This window comes from Aliiroseovarius pelagivivens (genome assembly GCF_900302485.1).
Taxonomy (GTDB): domain Bacteria; phylum Pseudomonadota; class Alphaproteobacteria; order Rhodobacterales; family Rhodobacteraceae; genus Aliiroseovarius; species Aliiroseovarius pelagivivens.
On sequence record NZ_OMOI01000001.1, the window covers coordinates 689,399 to 704,850 of the forward strand.

Below are 15,452 nucleotides of genomic sequence, written 5' to 3' on the forward strand. Positions count from 1 at the left end.
GAATCATGCTATTCTTCCAAAAGTTGATTTCAGGAGGAATTTGCCATGGCCCGTGCGAATATGCGTGATCTAAGCTTTGCGACAATCAATCTTTTCAACCTGCAGGTCCCCGGCGGGATCACCTATTCCAACCGTCCCCACATCGAAGACGATGCGGAAGGCCGCGCTTACTATCAGCGCAAAATCAAGTGGACTGCCGCACGCCTGAAAGAGGTCGATGCCGAGATTATCGCCTTTCAAGAGCTCTGGTCCGTTCTGGCCCTGCGCGAATGCTTCGCCGAGGCAGGATTGACCAATGACTATGACCTTGTGGCGCGCGATGCACCGGGCCGGGGGCGGCCTCAGGTCGCGTTGGCAGTGCGCAAGGATCGGCACGGTGGGACACAACTGGTCGAGGGTGGCTGGCACGCCGACTTCCCACCTCAGTTCCGGTTCGACAAAGTGCGCGAGACCGCAGGCGCCGAAGAAGAGATCACCATCACCATCAACAAATTCTCTCGCCCGCTGTTAATCGCCAAGATCCAGCCGGAAGGGGACGGTCCGACCCCGCCGGAAATCACCGTCGTCGTGGCCCATCTGAAATCCAAAGGCCCGGCCCGCGTGTCCTTTGCCCAGCCGCAACCGATCATCCTGCAACACCACGCCAAACACGCGAAATCCACGCTGTCTCATATGCGTCGGGTGATGGAGGCTGGCGCACTTCGGGTGCTTCTGGATGGCTGGATGAAGTCCGAGGACGAAGACGACATTTCACCCACTATCGTCATGGGCGACCTGAATGATGACACGATGTCGGTAACGAACGAGCTGATTTCCGATCAGCCCACATATCGCGTTATCCAGAAAAGCCGGGCCGGGTTGTCGGCCGACAAGGGGCTCTATTCCGTCGAGCGCCTACAACAGTACCGGTCGATGCGGCATGTCTATTACACCCATGTCTATAAGCATAAGCGCGAGAGCCTCGACCACATTTTGGTCAGTGAAGAGTTCTATGACCACTCGCGCAAACGCCTGTGGTCCTTCCGCGAGATGGAAGTGATCAACGACCACCTGAACCGCGAAAGCTTTGAAGAAGCGCTGGGTGCGTCCGACCACGGGATCGTCAAAGCCTATTTCGACTGGAACCCGATGCCGGATGGGCTGAGCAGCTAACACCCAACTAACGAAAAAGCCCGGCGCGATGGCCGGGCTTTTCCTTGGATTTCAAAGCGATCAGGCTTTCACCAGACCCATGCTTTCCAGTTTCAGCAGAACCTGGTGGGCGCAGTTGTCGACGTCGACGTTTTCAGTCTCGACCGACAGCTCCGGGCTTACGGGCACGTCATATGGGTCCGAGATGCCGGTGAACTCTTTGATCTTGCCTTCGCGGGCCAGTTTATACAGGCCCTTGCGGTCGCGGCGCTCGCATTCCTCGATCGAGGTTGCGACGTGCACTTCCACGAAAGCACCGAAGGCTTCGATGTCTTCACGTACGGCGCGACGGGTGGTTGCATAAGGCGCAATAGGCGCACAGATCGCGATGCCACCGTTCTTGGTGATCTCAGACGCGACATAGCCGATGCGGCGGATGTTCAGGTCGCGGTGCTCTTTCGAGAAGCCAAGCTCGCTCGACAGGTTCTTACGAACAATATCACCGTCCAGCAGCGTCACGGGGCGACCGCCCTGTTCCATCAGCTTCACCATCAGCGCGTTGGCGATGGTCGACTTGCCCGAACCCGAGAAGCCCGTGAAGAACACGGTGAAGCCTTGCTTGGCGCGTGGCGGCTTGGTCTTGCGCAGTTCGGTGACGACTTCGGGGAACGAGAACCACTCGGGGATCTCCAGCCCTTCGGACAGGCGGCGGCGCAGTTCGGTACCCGAGATGTTCAGGATCGTGACGTCGTCTTTGTCTTTGATCTCGTCATTGGGTTCGTACTGGGCGCGTTCCTGCACATAGACCATGTGCTTGAAGTCGACCATTTCACAGCCGATTTCCGACTGGTTTGCGCGGAAAAGATCTTGCGCGTCATAAGGGCCGTAGAAGTCATCACCGGCCGAGTTCTTGCCGGGGCCAGCGTGGTCGCGGCCAACGATGAAGTGGGTGCAACCATGGTTGGCGCGGATCAGACCGTGCCAAACAGCTTCACGCGGACCAGCCATGCGCATGGCGAGGTTCAGAAGGCTCATCGAGGTGGTCGATGCCGGGTATTTATCCAGCACGGCCTCATAGCAGCGCACGCGGGTGAAGTGGTCAACGTCGCCCGGCTTGGTCATGCCGACAACCGGGTGGATCAGCAGGTTGGCCTGAGCCTCTTTCGCGGCGCGGAAGGTCAGTTCCTGGTGTGCGCGGTGCAGCGGGTTACGGGTCTGGAAGGCTACAACCTTGCGCCAGCCCAGCTTGCGGAAATAGGCGCGCAGCTCGTTCGGGGTGTCGCGGCGACCGCGGAAGTCATAGTGAACAGGCTGTTGGATGCCAACAACCGGACCACCCAGATAGATTTTGCCAGCTTGGTTGTGCAGATAGTTCACAGCCGGGTGGGCGTCGTCGTCAGCGCCGAAGACCTTTTCAGCTTCGCGGGCCTTGTTGGGCTCCCAGCGGTCGGTCACGGTCATGGTGGCCAGAATGACGCCTTCCTGATCGCGCAGGGCGATGTCCTGACCCAGCTCGATCGACTGGGCGAAGTCTTCAGACACGTCCAGTGTGATCGGCATCGGCCACAGAGACCCGTCTGCCAAGCGCATATTCTCGACAACACCGTCATAGTCTTCCTCGGTCAGGAAGCCTTTCAGCGGGTTGAAGCCGCCGTTCATCAGCAGCTCGAGGTCACAAATCTGGCGCGGGCTAAGGTCGTGGCTGGTCAGATCGGCAGCTTCAACTTTCAGCTTCTGCGCACTTTCGTGGCTGACATAGAGCTCTGGGATCGGAGCGAGGTTTTGTTCCATAAGATTGGTCCTGTGTTTAAGCGGAACCATGCCGCTGGTTGTACCGGTTAGTTCCGCGTGCAATGCATTATATTCAGCAAGCTTGCGGTTCAAAAATATGTCTGTGAGTCGCACCTTTTCCGAGGCACCCCGCGCGGTCAGCGAATAGGCAAACCGTTGGCGTTTGTCCGGGCCGCTGCGTTCGCTGATCGTGATCAGCCCGGCATCGACCGCTGCGCGCAACAGGGCGTTCAACCGACCCAATGAAATCCCGATGGCCGAAGCAGTCGCGCGTTGCGATGCTCCCGGCGCCGTGTCTAGCTGGCGCAGGAGGCGAAAGAGTTGATCCTCTTCCTCGGGGCTGGGTTTTGTTTCGGTTGACGACATGTCATACGACTCAAAGTGTGTTCACGCGTGAACGCTTCGCATAAAATGGTCGCTGGGCAAAGAGGGTATTTGGGGTGAATTCTAATTTGGGGGGAAAGTCGCCGGGACTGTGTGGATTGGGGAACAGTGTTTCGCAATGGAGAGTGAAGGCAGGACATTCGCGCCCAGTAGTGCATGAAAAAAGGCGGCCAAAAAGGCCGCCTTCACGAATTGGTGGGGATATGCTCGCCGCTTATTCGTTCTCAGACAGGAAATGCTCGGCTTCCAGCGCAGCCATGCAGCCCATCCCGGCCGATGTGACGGCTTGGCGATACTTGTGGTCTGTCAGGTCGCCTGCCGCAAAGACACCGGGGACGGACGTGGCGGTCGAATCCGGCTTGGTGACCACATAGCCCCCCATATGGGTTTCCAGCGTGTCCTTCACCAGCTCGTTGGCCGGCGCGTGACCGATGGCGATGAAGACCCCCTTGGCCGGGATCTCGGTGATCTCGCCAGTTTCCACGTGTTTGGCGCGTACGCCGGTCACGCCCAGTGGGTTTTCGTCGCCGACGACCTCTTCCAGCTGATGATCCCACAGTGGGACGATCTTTTCGTTTTTCATCAAGCGGTCGATCAGGATCTTTTCCGCGCGCAGCGTGTCGCGGCGGTGGATCAGCGTTACTTTCGAGGCGAACTTGGTCAGGAACAGTGCTTCTTCCACAGCGGTGTTGCCGCCGCCGACGACGACGATTTCGTCGCCGCGATAGAAGAACCCGTCACAGGTCGCACAAGCCGAGACGCCGAAGCCCTTGAACTTTTCTTCGCTTTCCAGACCCAGCCATTTGGCGCGTGCGCCGGTGGCCAGAATGACCGCATCGGCGGTATAGGTCGTGCCGCTGTCACCCTTCGCAGTGAAGGGACGCTTGGAAATGTCCAGATCCACGATCAGATCGCCAATCACTTCGGTCCCCATCGCACGGGCGTGCTCTTCCATCTTCATCATCAGCTCGGGGCCTTGGATGTCGATGAAGCTGGGATAGTTTTCGACCTCGGTCGTGGTGGTCAGCTGGCCACCCGGCTCCATGCCTTGCACAAGGATCGGGTCCAACAGCGCGCGCGAGGCATAAACGCCGGCCGTGTAGCCTGCGGGGCCGGAACCGATGATCAGAACTTTGGTGTGGCGAGTCTCGGACATAGAGAATTCCTTGAGCAATCTTGTTTCGTGACGCATATAAGCGAGCCGGACCTGTATTGAAAGGCCCGAGCCGGAACACATCACCGTGCCGTGACAGCTTGGTTGGCGAAATCATCGAGAAATGATGTTGCGCAAGTGCGAAAGATTGTTGCGCAATGCTTCATGTAGATGTAATCTCTGCGCAATTTCCGAACAGATGTCGCCCATTGGCGCGCGACCGGATGCTCATCAGAAGGCAACTCAATGTCCGCAAGCAAACTTGACCCTATCGACCGTATGATTCTGGCCGAACTTCAGGCCGACGGTCGCATGACCAACGTGGAACTCGCCAAGCGTGTCGGGATCTCGGCACCCCCCTGTTTGCGACGTGTGCGCACGCTGGAAGAACATGGGTTGATCCGGGGCTATCATGCGGATGTTGACGCCCGCGCGCTGGGCTTCGAGGTTCAGGTCTTCGCCATGGTCGGACTGCTCAGCCAGGCCGAGGTCGACCTGTCTGCATTCGAGGAACAATGCCGCGACTGGCCGCTGGTCCGCGAATGTCACATGCTGAACGGAGAGGTGGACTTCATCCTGAAATGTGTGGCGCCCGATCTGTCGACCTTCCAGAGCTTCCTGACCGAACAGCTGACATCAGCCGAAAACGTCGCGTCTGTGAAAACCTCGCTGGTCATTCGCGGGGCCAAAGATGAACCGGGCGTGCCGTTCGACGTGCTGGAAGCCCGGATGGAAGACACGCCGTAAGATTTTCGATTTTGACGAGATTTGGAATGCCGCCCGCACTGTTGCTGGCGGCGTTTTCTTTTGAATCGGTTATAGCCGGATGGCCGAAATCAGTCTTCCGTAATCCGGTTCGCTGCGATGGCAGGTGCGGCGATAGGAATAGAACCGATCGGGGTCGGAATAGGTGCAATGCCCGGTCCATTCCGCACGCCCGACACCTGCGGCCTCGAGCCGATGCAGGCCAAAGCTGGGCAGATCGAACATGGCGCGGTCACCCTTTCCATCGGTGAAGAAGCGGTCATAGCTGCTGTCGTGCCCGGTGAACTCTTCGCGGAACTCGGGGCCAACTTCGTAGGCTCCAAGACTGATGGTCGGGCCGATCACTGCTGTGATGTTGGCGCGGGTCGCGCCAAGGCTTTCCATAGCTTCTAACGTCGCCTCCAGTACGCCTCCAATAGCGCCTTTCCAACCCGCGTGCGCCGCACCAATCACCTTGGCCTCGGGATCCGAGAACAGAACCGGTTGGCAGTCTGCGGTCAGGATCGACAGGGCAAGCCCCGGCGTGGCGGTCACAACCGCATCCGCGTGGGGTTTGTCGCCGATGATCGGGCCGTCCGCGATGACCACATCAGGGGAATGCACCTGATAGACGCCGCATAGATGGCTTGGGGCCACATCCAGCGCCTGTGCCACGCGGTCCTTGTTGATCTGCACCAGCTCGGCCTGATCCTTGCTGCCGCTGCCGCAGTTCAGCCCGGCATAGACACCCGAAGACGCGCCACCCTTGCGGGTGAAGAACCCATGCCGTGTCTGGCCAAGGGCGTCAGAGGTCAGGATCTCAAGTGCCATCCGGGTGGGCCTGTGTTTGGTTGCGGTGCAGGCCGGGAAGATCAGGCGCGTCTGCGCGAGTCAGTCCCAGCACTTTAAAGAGCGTCCCCATTTCATCGGGATGCGTCAAGCGTCGGTGTGCAGCGATGTGGCTGTCCAGCGCGTCGCCGCTGAGTTTTCCAGCCAAAGTCTGCGCACGGGCGGTGATGCCCAGCCGCTCTAGAAACATGCCTTGCGGGGTCAATAGGTGGGGGGTCAGCGGGGCGGCCGCGCGGCTTAGCGCCTCGAAATCCACATGGGCGGTCAGGTCCGCCTCGCCGGGTGTTTCCAGTGGCGACACCGGTGCGTGATCCTTCAGCGCCTGAAATGTATCCCCGACGGAACACCAATCGCCGTAGTCGATGATTAGGGCTGCGCCGCCATATGCGTCGATTATACCGCCAAGTTTTGACATGACGCCTTGGGCCGGGGCGCAGATCTCGACCACGTCGCCGTCCTGCGTGTCACCCAGTCGGTGATCCAGCGCTGGGACGGGCAGGGGGGCGGTCAGGCCCATGGCAAGCGTATCGCCTTCAAGACCCACCTGACATTCCCGCCAACCGTCGCCATCGCGCTGGTATTGCCTGATGGGCAGGGCGTCGAAGAACTCGTTTGCGACCAGAAACAGTGGGGCATCGGGCAGGCTGCCAATGCTGTCGTGATGAGTGACAGGGGTCGGGGCAAGGCGATCGATCTGACGGGCACGCAACACGGGCGAGGCCTCGACCAGATGCACCTGTGCGGCGGCATGAAACCCCGGCACACTCTTGGTGGCGCGTAGAATGTCGGCCATCAGCGTGCCGCGTCCTGGCCCAAGCTCGGCCAGAGTAAAGGGTGACGGCGCGCCTTGATCCAGCCACGTCTGCGCCAAGGCAAGCCCCAGCATTTCGCCAAACATCTGACTTATCTCGGGGGCTGTGGTGAAGTCACCTTGTGCGCCGAACGGATCGCGCGTGGCGTAGTATCCGTGCTCGGGATGCAGCAGGCACTCGGCCATATAGTCGGCCACCGAAATGGGGCCAATTTTGGCGATCCGGCGGATCAGGACCTGCTTAAGCGCGTTCATTCCGGTTTGCGCCGGTTGGCCCAGATCAGCGTGGCGATGCCAATAGCGATCATGGGAAGCGTCAAGGTCTGGCCCATCGTGATGCCCCAATCGCCCACGCGGATCACGTGGCCCCATGGGTTATCTGGGGTGATGAATTGCGCGTCGGCTTGACGGAAGAACTCGACCACAAAGCGGGACAGGCCATAGCCTAGGAAAAATAGTCCGGTCAGGCGGCCCGGCGTTTTCAACCAGCCGCGGCGATAGGCCAGATACAGAAGGGCAATCGCCAAGACAGCACCTTCAAGCACCGCTTCATAAAGCTGGCTGGGGTGGCGGGCACAGGCGCCAAGCGTGGCGTCCCAGCCGGGGCAATGCTGTGCGTATTCGCCGGGAAAGATGACGCCCCAAGGTGCGGTGGTCGGGCGGCCCCAAAGTTCTGCATTGATGAAGTTCGCGACGCGTACAAGGCCGATGCCAATGGGTGCTGCGATGGCCAGAAGATCCGCGATAGACGCTGTGGGCAATCCTTTGCGGCGGCTAAACAGCCAGACTGCCACGATCACACCCACAAACCCGCCATGGAAGGACATGCCGCCCTGCCAGATCTTTGGAATGTCCAGTGGGTTCGCAAGATAGTATTCCGGTTGGTAGAAGGCGACAAAACCCAGACGGCCACCAGCGATGATGCCGACGATGATCCATGTGGCCAAGTCCTCGAGCTGTGCACGCGTCATGGGTGGCTCGCCCCGCCACAGCGCTGGCCGGGCCAGTGCGCGGGCGATGATCCACCACCCCAATGCGATGCCCACAAGATAGCCCATTGCGTACCAGCGCAGGGCGAAGGTGAAGCTGCCCAGTTCGATCGAAAAGATCTCGGGCCCGATATTGGGGAAGGGGATAGCCATAAACATATTGCGTTGTTGAACCTCTTCTTTGGGGCAAGTCAACCTTGTCTCTGTCTGCGCAAAGCCCCATATAGGGGGCAGCTCAAGCGAGGAGAAGCAGATGCAGACGCGCAACAAGGTTTTTGACGACATTTCCCAGATGATGACCAATGCCATGGGCGTGGCGCAGGGCGCAAAAGATGAAGCCGAGACTGCGATGAAAAGCTGGATGGATCGCTGGCTGGCAGATCGTGATTTCGTCACCCGCGAAGAATTCGACGCTGTGCGCGCGATGGCCCAGAAAGCGCGCGAGGAAAACGAAGCGCTGAAGGTACGTCTGGACGCGTTGGAAGCCAAGAAGTGAACTAAGACTTGGCGGGCGCCGTTTGGGCGCCGCGCCACGGTACGTCATGCGGCGGGATGGATGCCACTTAGTGGTGTCATCAGATTGCCACTTTTTCCCAATATTGGACAGAATACGAATCTGGAAACACGGCTATGCCGGGGGCGTTTCTGGTGAGGGAAGGGCGCGGGTTACCTGCGCCCTTTTCTTTTGAATAGACGCATCCAAAAGGCGCGATTGTCTGTCGGTCACTTCAAAATTGGCGGCTTCTCAGGGTCCGAGCCGGGCGCGACAGGGGCAAGCGTTTGGGGGGCTTCAGGGGCCGGTAAGTCAAAGCGCAAACCGATTGCCGTGAGCTTCTGTGCGATTTCGTCCGCTTCGGCAAAGAACCCCACATCCAACTCTCCAACATCGATGCCCGAGAAGGTAAGCGCTTCGTTCGCTGCACCGGCCAATGCGCGTTCGGCGCCCTCGGCGGGATTGATGAACGCCAGAAGATGCCCGCGCCGACCGTCCGCATGGCCTACGCCTGCCAGACAGGCATATTGGGCCAACCCACCGGCCGATCCCAGCTTTTCTGCCAAAGCGGTCAGCAACACTTCGGGGGCCGAGGGGGGCAGGATCTCAGTGATCTGTGCTTCGACCTCGTCGGGGGCACTGCTGAGGGTCTGGGCCAGCCAGTCCATCGCCTCGGCCGGGATCAGGATGGATGATGGTGCGACCCCCAGATTGACGCCAAGACCAATGCCTTGACCCGACAGCATTCCAGCGATGATGCGTCCCGGAAGGGCGGCGTAGGGGGCAGGGACGCCAACAAATTCGGCAAGTCGATCCTCGCGGTCAAAGACCAGTACATATTTTTCGGTCTCAAGCTCGAACAGTTCCGGTTCGATATCCTCGCCCTGCGGTTCACTGGATAGAAGCAGAAACAGTTCGCGATCTGCTAGGCGTTCGTAGAACCGCATCCGGGCTGCGTCATCGTTCAGGTCTGCCTGCATGGCAGCGTGGGCTTGGTCCAGTTGCGTCAGCTCGCTCATGGAAATCTCCGACTATGGGGTCAGCGCAATGGCGACCTGCTTTTGCAGTTCGGGTAGAAGCTCGGCCTCGAACCACGGATTTTTCTTCAGCCAACCCGTATTGCGCCAAGACGGATGAGGCAAGGGGAAGAGCCGCGGCGCATGGGCGCGCCAGCCCTTCACCGTGGCCGTGACGCCATTGCCACGACCCAAATGACGGGCCTGCGCGTAGCCTCCGACCACCAAAGTCAGGGGAATGTCGCCCAATGCCTGATCTACTTGATCGGCCCATGTGTCTGCACAAATCTTGGGGGGCGGCAGGTCTGATCCCTTGGCGTCATACCCGGGAAAGCAAAACCCCATAGGTGTGATGGCGACGCGTGTGCGGTCATAGAAAGCATCCCGATCCACGCCCATCCATTGCCGCAGTCGGTCGCCTGACGGATCGTCAAAGGGCACGCCCGATTTATGCACCCGCATCCCCGGCGCCTGGCCGATGATCCTGATCCGTGTGCTGGGCTGGAACCAAACCACTGGGCGTGGGGCGTGTGCGGTTTCGGTCTGCGCGAAACGCGCGGCGCACAGGGTGCAGGAACTGATGGCGTCGTGCAGGGCTTTCATGTGGGGAGCGTAGAGTGGTCGTGTAGAGACTTCAATATTTCGAGTTTTGTCGAAATAAGGCTTGCGCCATGCAGATATTTCGATATTTCTAGAAATATGAAACACGAATCTCATTCCCCCGAAGACGTTGATGTCTTTGCTTCGCAGTTTGCGGCCCTTGGGTCAGAACATCGTCTAAGTGTGCTGCGTACCTTGGTGCGGGCAGGTCCCGAGGGGCTGTCCATCGGCGCGCTGGGCGAACGCTGTGGGATCACCGGGTCAACCCTGACCCACCACATGAAGATCCTTGCTGCTGCAGGCTTGGTCACACAGGAAAAGCAAGGGCGCTCGATTATCTGTGTGGCGGCTGAAATGGATGTGATGCGGGCGCTGTCGGACTATCTTCTATCCGAGTGCTGCGCCGATTGCCCGACAGAAAAGGACGCCGATCATGGCTGACATATCCGGGGTCCAGCCCCCTTCGAAACGTTGGAAAATTGACAAAGCCGTGGCCGTAATCGTGCTGATCCCAATCGTGTTGGCCGTCTTTGATCCGGGCCAGATCGAGCCGACTATTCGTTTCGCCACTGCAGCGTTTCTGAACACGTTGCCTTTCATTCTGTTTGCCATTCTCGCCGTCGCCTACATGAAAGCGACCGGGGCCGAGAACCTGTTGTCGGGCGCGTTTCAAGGGCGCGAGGTACGGATGATCGTTCTGGCAGCACTGGTGGGCGGGCTGTCCCCCTTCTGCTCGTGCCAAGTTATTCCCTTTATCGCGGCGCTTCTGGCGATGGGCGCACCGTTGTCGGCGGTTATGGCATTCTGGCTGTCTTCGCCGCTGATGGATCCGGCGATGTTTTCGATCACCGCAGGCACGCTTGGGATTGGCTTTGCGACCGCCAAACTGGGGTTCGCCGTAGCAATCGGGCTGTTGGGTGGATTTACCGTGCGGGCATTCGCGTCCAGTGCGCTGTTTTCCAACCCGCTGAAAAAGGCGCAGGTGAAATCCTGCTGCTCGTCCAGCTGTGGCGAGGATGAAGATAGCTTCTCGGGCGCCGTGAAATGGAAATTCTGGGGCGAGGCACATCGTCGCGCTTCGTTCCGCGAGGCCGCGCTCGAGAACCTGTTCTTCCTCGGTAAATGGCTGGCCCTGGCCTATATGATCGAGGCGCTAATGCTGCGCTATATCCCTGCCGAACTAATTGCTCAGGTGCTTGGTGGAACCGGATTGGGCCCGATCCTGTTGGGGGCCATCGTTGGGGCTCCGGCTTACTTGAATGGGTACGCCGCTGTCCCGTTGGTGGATGCATTGTTAGAGCAAGGCATGTCGAACGGAGCAGCCATGGCCTTTGTCATAGCAGGGGGCATCAGCTCAATCCCTGCGGCGGTCGCGGTTTGGGCGCTGGTCAAGCCGCGGGTCTTCGCGGCCTATCTGGGTATCGCGGTTGTCGGCGCAGTTCTGGCGGGTATCAGCTGGAACGCCATCGCGTGAACGTGAACATCGGGGTCAGCAGATAAGCAGAGATTTGCTGGCCTCCTGTTGTTGTTTGACACGGATTGCATTATTTCCAATTGTAACAAGAAACGATCGCGTTCTGGTCTCATCGCCGGGACGCGATCTGTTTACAAGAACAGAACTACGGGGATAGCCATGTATCGTGTGTGGAATTTCATCACCACTTATTCGATTCTTCTGATTAGCGGTGCTTTGATTGCGTTGGTTTGGGCAAATGTTGATCCCCACTCCTATCACCATTTTGTCGAGTATCCGCTTTGGTTTAACGGTTGGATCGGCATTGATATCGGGTACTGGGAAAAGGCGTATGGCGAGGCGTCGCACCATTTTGAGTATGGTGATGTCGAAAAAGTACTTACATTCCATTACCTCATCAATGATGTGCTGATGGCCTTGTTCTTTGCCATTGCAGGCAAAGAGGTCTGGGAAGCTGTCATCCTGAAAAACGGAAGCCTGCGCGGAAAGAAGGCTGCGACGCCTCTGGTCGCCACCGCTGGTGGTATGCTGGGTCCGATCGCGGTCTATCTGGGAATTGCCTATTTCTTGGGCTCCAGCACCTTCGATGCCGTGTCGCGCGGTTGGGCCATTCCAACGGCCACCGACATTGCTTTCAGCTATTTGGTCGGGCGTCTGGTCTTTGGTGCCGGCCACCCCGCCGTGCGCTTCTTGCTGCTTTTGGCCATTGCCGACGATGCAGCGGGCCTGATTATTCTGGCGATTTTCTATCCCTCGGGCGAGCTCGCACCGGAATGGTTGCTTCTTTCTGTCGCGGCCTCGGTCATGGTGTTCGTGTTGTTCAACTGGCTGCCGCGCCGCAAGGACCGTGGCGACCAGCTGCGTCGGTATTCGACTTTCGTGCGCAAAAGACTGGGTTGGATCCCCTATGCCATCGCGGGCTGCCTCAGCTGGTATGGTTTTGCGCAGGCGGGCATTCACCCGGCGCTGGGCCTACTTCCGGTGATCCCGGCCATTCCGCACGCAGACCGTGCCTTCGGCATCTTCGCAGAGGCCGAGAAATACTTGACCGATACACTGAACCAGATGGAGCACTCGCTGGCCATCCCGGTAGACATCGTACTGTTCTTCTTTGGCCTGCTGAATGCGGGCGTCGAGTTCGGGGCGATTGGTGAAGCGACTTGGCTGGTGCTTGCCGGTCTGATCATCGGCAAACCTATTGGGGTCTTCATCATGGGATGGATCGCGGTTGGGCCAATGCGCTTAGGCCTTCCTGCGGGCATGCGATTGGTTGATCTGATCGTAATCGGCTTTGTGGCCGCCATCGGCTTTACCGTTTCGTTGTTCGTGGCCTCGGTCGCTTTCCCGGCGGGTCCGGTTCAGGACGCCGCCAAGATGGGCGCGCTGTTCAGCTTCGGGGCCGTGGCTCTGTCCTTCATCGCAGGCAAGCTTTTGCGCGTGGAAAAACAGCACGGCTGACCCAAAACCAAGATATGCGGCCGCAAGTCTAGTCGGTCGATACCCAAAGAAAGCGTCAGATTTTCTGGCGCTTTCCCCTTTTTTCCTTAGCGATACGCGCTAGATCTTACGGGAAACCGACATATTTTCGCCGAAATGGCGACCTATAGCTCTTAGTTAAGAAAGTCGGCCTAAGAGTAGTGGGACCACTTCAGATACCGGAGCGCGAATGCTCGAATTCAGGAATGTCAGCAAGTCCTTCTGGACCGGGAAACAGCGCAAGGTCATTTTGGACCAGGCGTCGTTTCGGGTCGAGCTTGGCAACTCGCTTGGCATCCTTGCTCCGAATGGCACAGGAAAGACCACGCTGATCAACATGATGGCTGGGCTGGAAAAGCCGGACGAAGGTGAGATTGTACGCGGCTGCAGGATCTCGTTTCCACTGGGATTTATGGGCGGTGTTGTGAACAAGCTGTCTGCCCGTGACAATGCCCGGCACATTGCGCGGCTCTATGGACTTGATCCGGATTACCTTGAAGCGTTCACCCGTTGGCTTTGTAATCTCGAAGAATACTATGACTTTCCGATCGCCACCTACAGTGCTGGTATGCGAGCGCGGTTCACCTTCTCGCTTTTACTGGCGATGGAATTTGATATCTATCTGATCGACGAGGGCATGCCGCACACAACCGATGCCGAGTTCAACCGCCGAGCGGGGACGGTGTTGCAGGATCGTCTGAAAAACGCCACGGTGATCGTGGTATCTCATCAAGCGAAGACATTGGAAAAATTATGCAGTTCGGCCGCCGTCCTGACCAATGGCCAGTTTTACCAGTTCGAGACTTTGGAAGAAGCGAAACAGCTCTATGACTATCAAACCCAAGGCTAACCGATATCGCATCCGCCGTGGCTCCGGGTCTGTATCGGAGACAGGGCAGGCTCGCGCGGGGCAGGTACCGCAAGATCGGGATGATAATGTGCCGGACCAGACCGAGCAGGCTGTGACACGCAAAGCAAAGACTGATGAGAACGCCGCCAGTGCGCAGAAGCCTGCCATGAACCCGTTAGAGGAAATGGCTGCCGAACCGCAAGAGGATGGTCTGCCTTCTGCTGGGGGTCGGCCAAAGGTCAGGGTTCAACGCAACGCCAATCCGCCGGCAGCCGACGAAACCGCCGAGGTTGATAAGGTGCGCAAGGAAGGGCTGACTGGGCGACAGCTGCGCATGGCACGGCGCGTCGCACAAAAACACGGCATTCATGCAGAGAGCGATCAGGAAGCGGTCTATCGCTTGCGGCGGGCTGGGATTGACCCGTTCAAGCGGGCAAATATGCTTGAGCTGGTGGAAGCAGAGGGCGATCGAAGGGCTGCCAATCTGCCACAACCGGCTGTGCCGCCTGAAGGCCCCGGACCCGGCGTTATTGACGCGGCCCAGCGTGCGCGCTCGGTCATGGACATTCAGCGTGACATCGCACGCCGTCGCCGCCGCAATTTGCGGATGCTGCTTCTGCGTCTGGCTTTTTTCGTTGTGTTGCCGTCCATCGTGGCTGGTTACTACTATTTCAACGTTGCCACCCCGATGTACGCGACCAAGTCCGAATTTGTGATCCAGCAGGCCGACGGGGCCGGAGGCAGCGCTGCAGCTGGACTGTTTGCGGGGACAGGCCTTGCTTCAAGTCAGGACAGCATCGGCGTGCAGGGCTATCTGACCTCTCGCGAGGCAATGTTGCGGCTGGACGGCGATGTGGGTTTCAAGGCGCATTTCAATGACCCCTCGATTGATGTCGTTCAAAGGCTTGATCCGGATGCGAGCAATGAGGCCGCCTATAAGGTCTACCGGAAACGGGTGAAGATCGGCTTCGATCCGACCGAAGGCATCATCAAGATGGAGGTGATCGCAGCTTCGCCGGAGGTGAGCGAACAGTACTCGAAATCGCTGATTGCTTACGCGGAAGAGCGTGTGGACAAGCTGACCCAGCGCAAGCGCGAAGACCAGATGCAAGGCGCTCTGGACAGCTATGAAGATGCTGAGCTTGAGATGTTGGCCGCACAGGACCGCGTTTTGAAGCTGCAGGAAGATGTGGGCGTGTTCGATGCGACCTCGGATGCTTCGTCCCTGATGTCGCAGATCAACACGTTTGAACTTCAACTGCAGGACAAACGGTTGCGGCTGGATCAGCTGCTGGATAACGCGTCCCCGAACCAGGCCCGCGTGGATGGTGTGCAGGGCGACATCACACGGCTTGAAACTCTGATTGCTGAACTGCGCGGGAAGCTGACCGATACAGGCGGTGAAAACGGCTCTTTGGCATCGATCAGCGGGCAGCTACGGATCGCGCAGACCAACCTCGAAACGCGGACGCTTTTGATGCAGCAAGCTCTGCAACAGCTCGAAGTTGCCCGTATCGAGGCCAACAAGCAGACCCGCTATTTATCGACCAATGTTAGCCCCGTGGCGCCGGATCAGCCAACCTATCCAAAGGCGTTTGAAAACACGCTTCTGGCGTTCCTGATCTTCTCGGGTATCTATTTGATGCTGTCACTGACCGCGACAATCCTGCGTGAACAGATCTCGTCCTGAT

The 15,452-nt window shown here is 58.6% G+C and carries 15 protein-coding genes; 8 read left to right on the forward strand and 7 right to left on the reverse strand.

Features of this window, described 5'->3' with window-relative positions; genetic code table 11:
• Nucleotides 1–45: 45 nt before the first annotated feature.
• A complete protein-coding gene (locus tag ALP8811_RS03420; RefSeq protein ID WP_108855772.1) occupies nucleotides 46–1,152 on the forward strand; it encodes an endonuclease/exonuclease/phosphatase family protein in 1,107 nt (368 codons plus the stop codon).
• 60 nt (nucleotides 1,153–1,212) lie between these two features.
• Here the strand turns inward: ALP8811_RS03420 and ALP8811_RS03425 are convergent, their stop codons facing one another.
• Nucleotides 1,213–3,288 carry a bifunctional sulfate adenylyltransferase/adenylylsulfate kinase gene (locus ALP8811_RS03425; RefSeq protein WP_108855773.1) on the reverse strand — a complete coding sequence of 692 codons (2,076 nt, stop codon included), beginning with the start codon at nucleotides 3,286–3,288 and terminating at the stop codon, nucleotides 1,213–1,215.
• A 232-nt stretch (nucleotides 3,289–3,520) separates the two neighbouring features.
• On the reverse strand, nucleotides 3,521–4,462 hold the full coding sequence (gene trxB, locus ALP8811_RS03430) for a thioredoxin-disulfide reductase (RefSeq protein ID WP_108855774.1): 942 nt from the start codon (nucleotides 4,460–4,462) through the stop codon (nucleotides 3,521–3,523).
• A gap of 243 nt (nucleotides 4,463–4,705) precedes the next feature.
• On the opposite strand from trxB, the gene ALP8811_RS03435 reads away from it, so the two are divergent.
• Nucleotides 4,706–5,206, forward strand: coding sequence for an Lrp/AsnC family transcriptional regulator (locus ALP8811_RS03435; RefSeq protein ID WP_108855775.1), 501 nt, complete (start codon nucleotides 4,706–4,708; stop codon nucleotides 5,204–5,206).
• A 69-nt stretch (nucleotides 5,207–5,275) separates the two neighbouring features.
• Here ALP8811_RS03435 and pgeF read toward each other — a convergent pair whose 3' ends face one another.
• The 3 genes from pgeF to lgt are packed head-to-tail and all read right to left on the reverse strand — an operon-like array spanning nucleotide 5,276 to nucleotide 8,011.
• Nucleotides 5,276–6,034, reverse strand: coding sequence for a peptidoglycan editing factor PgeF (pgeF, locus tag ALP8811_RS03440; protein WP_108855776.1), 759 nt, complete (start codon nucleotides 6,032–6,034; stop codon nucleotides 5,276–5,278).
• Entirely contained in the window at nucleotides 6,024–7,118 is a 1,095-nt protein-coding gene (locus ALP8811_RS03445; protein ID WP_108855777.1) for a class I SAM-dependent methyltransferase, read from the reverse strand. Before ALP8811_RS03445 ends, pgeF begins: the two co-directional genes overlap by 11 nt.
• Complete coding sequence (lgt, locus tag ALP8811_RS03450) at nucleotides 7,115–8,011, reverse strand: prolipoprotein diacylglyceryl transferase (RefSeq protein ID WP_108855778.1); 897 nt, start codon at nucleotides 8,009–8,011, stop codon at nucleotides 7,115–7,117. The genes ALP8811_RS03445 and lgt overlap by 4 nt, the downstream gene beginning before the upstream one ends.
• 94 nt (nucleotides 8,012–8,105) lie before the next feature.
• Between lgt and ALP8811_RS03455 the strand changes: the two genes are divergently transcribed.
• Nucleotides 8,106–8,348 carry an accessory factor UbiK family protein gene (locus tag ALP8811_RS03455; RefSeq protein WP_108855779.1) on the forward strand — a complete coding sequence of 81 codons (243 nt, stop codon included), beginning with the start codon at nucleotides 8,106–8,108 and terminating at the stop codon, nucleotides 8,346–8,348.
• Nucleotides 8,349–8,575: 227 nt separating this feature from the next.
• On the opposite strand, the gene ALP8811_RS03460 is transcribed toward ALP8811_RS03455, so the two are convergent.
• Complete coding sequence (locus ALP8811_RS03460) at nucleotides 8,576–9,364, reverse strand: SseB family protein (protein WP_108855780.1); 789 nt, start codon at nucleotides 9,362–9,364, stop codon at nucleotides 8,576–8,578.
• Between the two features lie 12 nt (nucleotides 9,365–9,376).
• Nucleotides 9,377–9,964 carry a uracil-DNA glycosylase family protein gene (locus ALP8811_RS03465; protein WP_108855781.1) on the reverse strand — a complete coding sequence of 196 codons (588 nt, stop codon included), beginning with the start codon at nucleotides 9,962–9,964 and terminating at the stop codon, nucleotides 9,377–9,379.
• A 96-nt stretch (nucleotides 9,965–10,060) separates the two neighbouring features.
• On the opposite strand from ALP8811_RS03465, the gene ALP8811_RS03470 reads away from it, so the two are divergent.
• The 5 genes from ALP8811_RS03470 to ALP8811_RS03490 all read left to right on the forward strand — a co-directional run bounded on the left by ALP8811_RS03470 (nucleotide 10,061) and on the right by ALP8811_RS03490 (nucleotide 15,451).
• Complete coding sequence (locus ALP8811_RS03470; protein WP_108855782.1) at nucleotides 10,061–10,402, forward strand: ArsR/SmtB family transcription factor; 342 nt, start codon at nucleotides 10,061–10,063, stop codon at nucleotides 10,400–10,402.
• Nucleotides 10,395–11,435, forward strand: coding sequence for a permease (locus tag ALP8811_RS03475; RefSeq protein WP_108855783.1), 1,041 nt, complete (start codon nucleotides 10,395–10,397; stop codon nucleotides 11,433–11,435). Before ALP8811_RS03470 ends, ALP8811_RS03475 begins: the two co-directional genes overlap by 8 nt.
• Before the next feature lie 159 nt (nucleotides 11,436–11,594).
• The gene (locus ALP8811_RS03480; RefSeq protein ID WP_108855784.1) at nucleotides 11,595–12,893 is read left to right on the forward strand and encodes a Na+/H+ antiporter NhaA; all 1,299 of its coding nucleotides are present in this window, start codon (nucleotides 11,595–11,597) and stop codon (nucleotides 12,891–12,893) included.
• 208 nt (nucleotides 12,894–13,101) lie between these two features.
• Nucleotides 13,102–13,761 carry an ABC transporter ATP-binding protein gene (locus tag ALP8811_RS03485; protein ID WP_108855785.1) on the forward strand — a complete coding sequence of 220 codons (660 nt, stop codon included), beginning with the start codon at nucleotides 13,102–13,104 and terminating at the stop codon, nucleotides 13,759–13,761.
• Nucleotides 13,739–15,451, forward strand: coding sequence for a KpsE/RkpR family capsule polysaccharide export protein (locus tag ALP8811_RS03490; RefSeq protein WP_108855786.1), 1,713 nt, complete (start codon nucleotides 13,739–13,741; stop codon nucleotides 15,449–15,451). The genes ALP8811_RS03485 and ALP8811_RS03490 overlap by 23 nt, the downstream gene beginning before the upstream one ends.
• The last annotated feature ends 1 nt before the right edge of the window (nucleotide 15,452 follow it).